The 4,174-nt window shown below is 31.6% G+C and carries 6 protein-coding genes; all 6 read left to right on the top strand.

Annotation, left to right across the window (positions count from 1 at the left end; all coding sequences use genetic code 11):
- Positions 1-850 (top strand): DUF4344 domain-containing metallopeptidase (locus FJV36_RS12920; protein ID WP_233264548.1); only part of this gene is annotated, 850 nt, incomplete at its 5' end.
- A 54-nt stretch (positions 851-904) separates the two neighbouring features.
- Positions 905-1,159, top strand: coding sequence for a hypothetical protein (locus FJV36_RS12915; RefSeq protein ID WP_158728511.1), 255 nt, complete (start codon positions 905-907; stop codon positions 1,157-1,159).
- 11 nt (positions 1,160-1,170) lie between these two features.
- The gene (locus FJV36_RS12910) at positions 1,171-1,782 is read left to right on the top strand and encodes a hypothetical protein (protein ID WP_158728512.1); all 612 of its coding nucleotides are present in this window, start codon (positions 1,171-1,173) and stop codon (positions 1,780-1,782) included.
- A gap of 211 nt (positions 1,783-1,993) precedes the next feature.
- Positions 1,994-2,611, top strand: a complete 618-nt coding sequence (locus FJV36_RS12905; protein WP_158728513.1) for a hypothetical protein — start codon at positions 1,994-1,996, stop codon at positions 2,609-2,611.
- Between the two features lie 443 nt (positions 2,612-3,054).
- A complete protein-coding gene (locus FJV36_RS12900; RefSeq protein WP_158728514.1) occupies positions 3,055-3,534 on the top strand; it encodes a hypothetical protein in 480 nt (159 codons plus the stop codon).
- A gap of 415 nt (positions 3,535-3,949) precedes the next feature.
- Positions 3,950-4,174, top strand: a 225-nt coding sequence (locus FJV36_RS12895; protein WP_158981184.1) for a hypothetical protein, incomplete at its 3' end; no start/stop codon positions are given.

Below are 4,174 nucleotides of genomic sequence, written 5' to 3'. Positions count from 1 at the left end.
AAGAAACAAAACCATGCCCAAAGCTAACCAAAAATCAAGCGGCTGTACTGATTGGTACTGGGTAACTACGTGGTCTGACGGACATCAAACATCGAGATATTTATACACTACTTGTGATGGAGGAGGATGGGAATGTCAAGCCTATCGTATGAGCGGGACACAATGCGGCGGTGGAGGCGGTGGCGGTGACGACACTAGTACAAGTGTACCTCAATATCCATCTAATCCTACAGACACAGAATTATTCACTTATATTGACCACAAAGGTAGAATTATAACAGAGAGATATAATGCCAAAACAAAATCATGGGATTTTTTCTCAACAAGCTTGAGCGAAGTAGTAGTTTATAACAACTATGAAGAGTATTACTTTTTGATCATTCAATGGCCTAAAAACCAGCAAAAGGTAGTTAAAGACGGTATTGTCTACACCTATGACGCTGGTTCTGCAAGTTGGGGAGGTCAAAGTGAAGAGGCAATAGCAGATACTATTGAGGACAATATTGATGATAGTAAGTTGGATCCTTGTCCTAAAGGAGTTATGGATCAATTAAAAAACACTACAAATAATGATATTGCAGCTATTTTGAATAAACTTGATGCAGGCAGTGTTTATACTGTGAATATGGTAATGAAACCAGCTGCAACTTATGCAGAAACTCAACCTATATCTAAATACAATTATGAAATTAGAGTTGACCGTAATCAGTATACAAATGGTACAAAGCTTTTTAAAGCAACAGTATTAGTACACGAATTAATACACGCTTATTTTCTTAGTATTGTCGATGATTACAATTACACTCCAAGCACTGCATTACCCAATTTTCCTGAATTGTTTGAGGCTTAAGTACTTAAAACAAATCCAGATAGTAATAATAAGGAAGATGCACAGCATAAAGTAATGGCAGATAAATATGTTGCTGCTATGGCATCTGCTTTACAAGAATATGACGCAAACTACACCATACCACATCAAGTATATGAAGATCTAGCTTGGGGAGGATTAAGTGAAACTCCAATATTTGCTAAAACGTATCCGCCTGGAAGTGCAGAAAGTATTAGAATTAAAAATAGGTATGCTGCTGAAGCAGTTGGATTTACAGTTGGATCTGGAACCCCTCAAGAACAAAAACCAGTTGGAAAGCCTTGTAACTAAATTTTAAGAAGATGAAAAAATATTATCTATTTACAATTATTACTCTACTCTTTTTTTCTACTCTTTCACAGTCATTATTCTCACAGTCACAAAAAGAAAGAAATAGGGCTATCAACGATTATTTTGAAACAATTTATAAAGATACAACTGAAGTTATATTTGTTGCAAGAGAAAAAATCAATTCAAATGAAACTTTGAAAATATTTGGGTTAAATGATATAATGATTATTGATGCTGCTGGAAATGGTAAAGGAGATGACGTCCTGTACAATAAGAAAGATTTTAAAATAATGAAGGCCAAATATAAAAATAAATGTTTGCAGGGTAAAAGGATTTGGTGCAAAGATGACTTTTGGAAAAAAGATAACTTTAGGTTTGAAAAAGTTGTTTTAGAAAGTATGAATACTGATAAAGGGATCGAACTTATGGTTGAGAAATATAATAGAGGTGATATTGAAGTATATGGTTTTTCCGAACCTATTTATTATCAAAACAACAAATATGTTGTTTTTACAGTACATAAATTGCTAATAGGAGCGGCGAAGACAATTATTGTGATAATGAAAAAAGTAAAATATAAATGGATTGTGACTCACAAGGGTTCAACTAATGTTTTAAATTAGTGTAAATTCAAGAGAGCAACAAGCCCCTGGCTGGCGCGAACGTCCCGCTCGTGATGATAGCCAACAAGCAATGATTATAGTTTGTGACAGTAAGTCGTTTTTTGAGGTTTATCACGATTTAGTTTGTGTTCACGAATGGGACGCTCCCGTCAGTTGGGGACTGCTAAGCAACAAACAGCTGTAGGTAAACCCTGTAATTAAAATTTAAATTATGAAAAATATAATATTATATTTAACACTAAGTATCGCCTATACTCACTACTCGCAAACTAAAAGTTATCATAAAAAAGATGAAAAAGAAAAACTTGAAGCTATCAATAATTATTTTGAAACAATTGTAAAAGATAGTAATAGAGAAGTATACATTGCCCAAGAAAAACTCAATTCAAATCTTACATTAGAAATATTTGAACAAAAATTCATCCAATCCATTGATTTAAATGGAAATATAGAAGCTGAAAATCATTTATTTAACGAAAAAGATTGGAAAAAGTTAAAAAAAGAAAATCAAGATTTACCTTTCCAAGGAGATAAAATTTGGGATACTGATAAATATTGGGATAAAAATGATTTTAGATACAGTAAAACCATTTTTGAAAGTATGAATACTAAAAGAGGTTTTGAATCAATAATGGAAAAATATAAAAAATATGATATCTGCATATTTAGCTTTTCTGAACCGATGTACTATCAAAATAAGAAATATTTAGTTTTTACAAATTTAAAATTATGCATAGCAGGCGGAAATACTTTTGTTGTTGTTATGAAAAAAATGAAAGGTAAATGGATCAGAACACACGAAGCTTTTAACCCAAATAAGACATATTAGCAATATTAAAAGAAATTCCTGACCCTGTGGTTGAAGTCGATTCTTCCCCCAGCTGGCGCGAGCGCAATGTCATTAAGTTAAGGAATAATCCCTATGTTTTTGTCATTCCGACGAAGGAGGAATCTCAACAAACGCGAGCTACAGACAGAGATTCCTCCTTCGTCGGAATGACAAATAAACACTTAACTTAATCACATTCGGCGCTAGCGTCCCGCTCGTGATGATTGCCAACAAGCATTAGGATTGCAGTTTGTGACATTAAGTTGTTTTTTTAGAGTTATATTATGATTTAGTTTGTGTTCACGAGCAGGGAAGTATGGGTTTTCTTAGTACGAAACATAGTAAACGAATAAAAACACAAAATTATATTTTGCGGCATTTTTATTCTAAATTTATTGATTTCAAATGCGCTAATACAACGAACCTTCAAATTGCAACTAATCATGAAAAAAATATTTTGTATTTTAATATTATGTATTTCATTTTCCATAGTTGGGCAATCAAAAGAAAGTGATTTTTTCAACTTTTATAAAGGTGGGAATAAGTATAAGAAACCTGTGAGATATGTCCTTTTTGATAGCTCTGCAGGTGATAGTAAAAAAGAAGTCGACAACAAAATTTATTTTTACATGGGCGGAGAAACTTTTATTTTTGATAGTAAAATCAATAAAAAGGATACTTGTACTTTTGATAATCTTAAAAAGTACAAACTAGAAAATCCAAGGAGCTTAACTGATAATGAGTATCTTTATTTTAAAAAAAAGATAGCTGTATTTCAAAAAGAAACTAAAATAAAACGACCAATACCAAATTCAATGCCTTTGTCGAGAAATCATAAATACTTCAAAATACTTGTATTAGAAAAAACTAATAAAAGTACGCTGCTAAAATATGAAGTTGATTGGGTATATTCTACTTTTTAAAAATGAAAGAGAGTAGTGTATTTTGCACATCATTTAAAGAGGAATTATATATTTATCCCCCCTGTCTTGTTCTAAAATAGGTTGACAAGTTTTACAAACAAAAACGCCGCAAAACTTCTATTTTGCGGCATTTTTTTATGATTGAATTAGTTTGAATTTCTAGTAATAGGCTTAAGATCAATTTTTTTTCTTTTATTTTCCAACACCAGCAACCAATGAAAACAGTTTAAATCAAGATTCAAAATCTCAAAAAACCGTAAAACTTTAACATAAAAACCGTAATTCAGGGTAAAAAGAAAAACTTACATTTGGGAAAAGATGCAGTAGTGATTTTAATAAATTTCAAAAAAGTATGACGATACTTTTTTAATTTTCTTAAAACTACGGCATATAACTTACCCTAGATTTAAAAAATTTGAAAACAACCAAACAAACAATTAGACAATATCTATCTATTGTAGTAGTAGTATTGATCTCGATTATTATGAGTAATTGTCAAGCAGAAGAAGAACAGACTCAAGAACAAGACACTGCAACTACTTTAATTTATAAAGAGCAAATAACCGCATTTTTAGGTACTTTGAAACTTGGTGGCGATAAGAGTCAAAATGCTAAGATAGATGCTTTGTTGCAGGTTTTA

Source organism: Flavobacterium sp. I-STPP5a (assembly GCF_009764685.1).
Taxonomy (GTDB): domain Bacteria; phylum Bacteroidota; class Bacteroidia; order Flavobacteriales; family Flavobacteriaceae; genus Flavobacterium.
The sequence above is the reverse complement of the archived record's forward strand: the minus strand, read 5'-3'. Positions and strand labels throughout refer to the sequence as shown.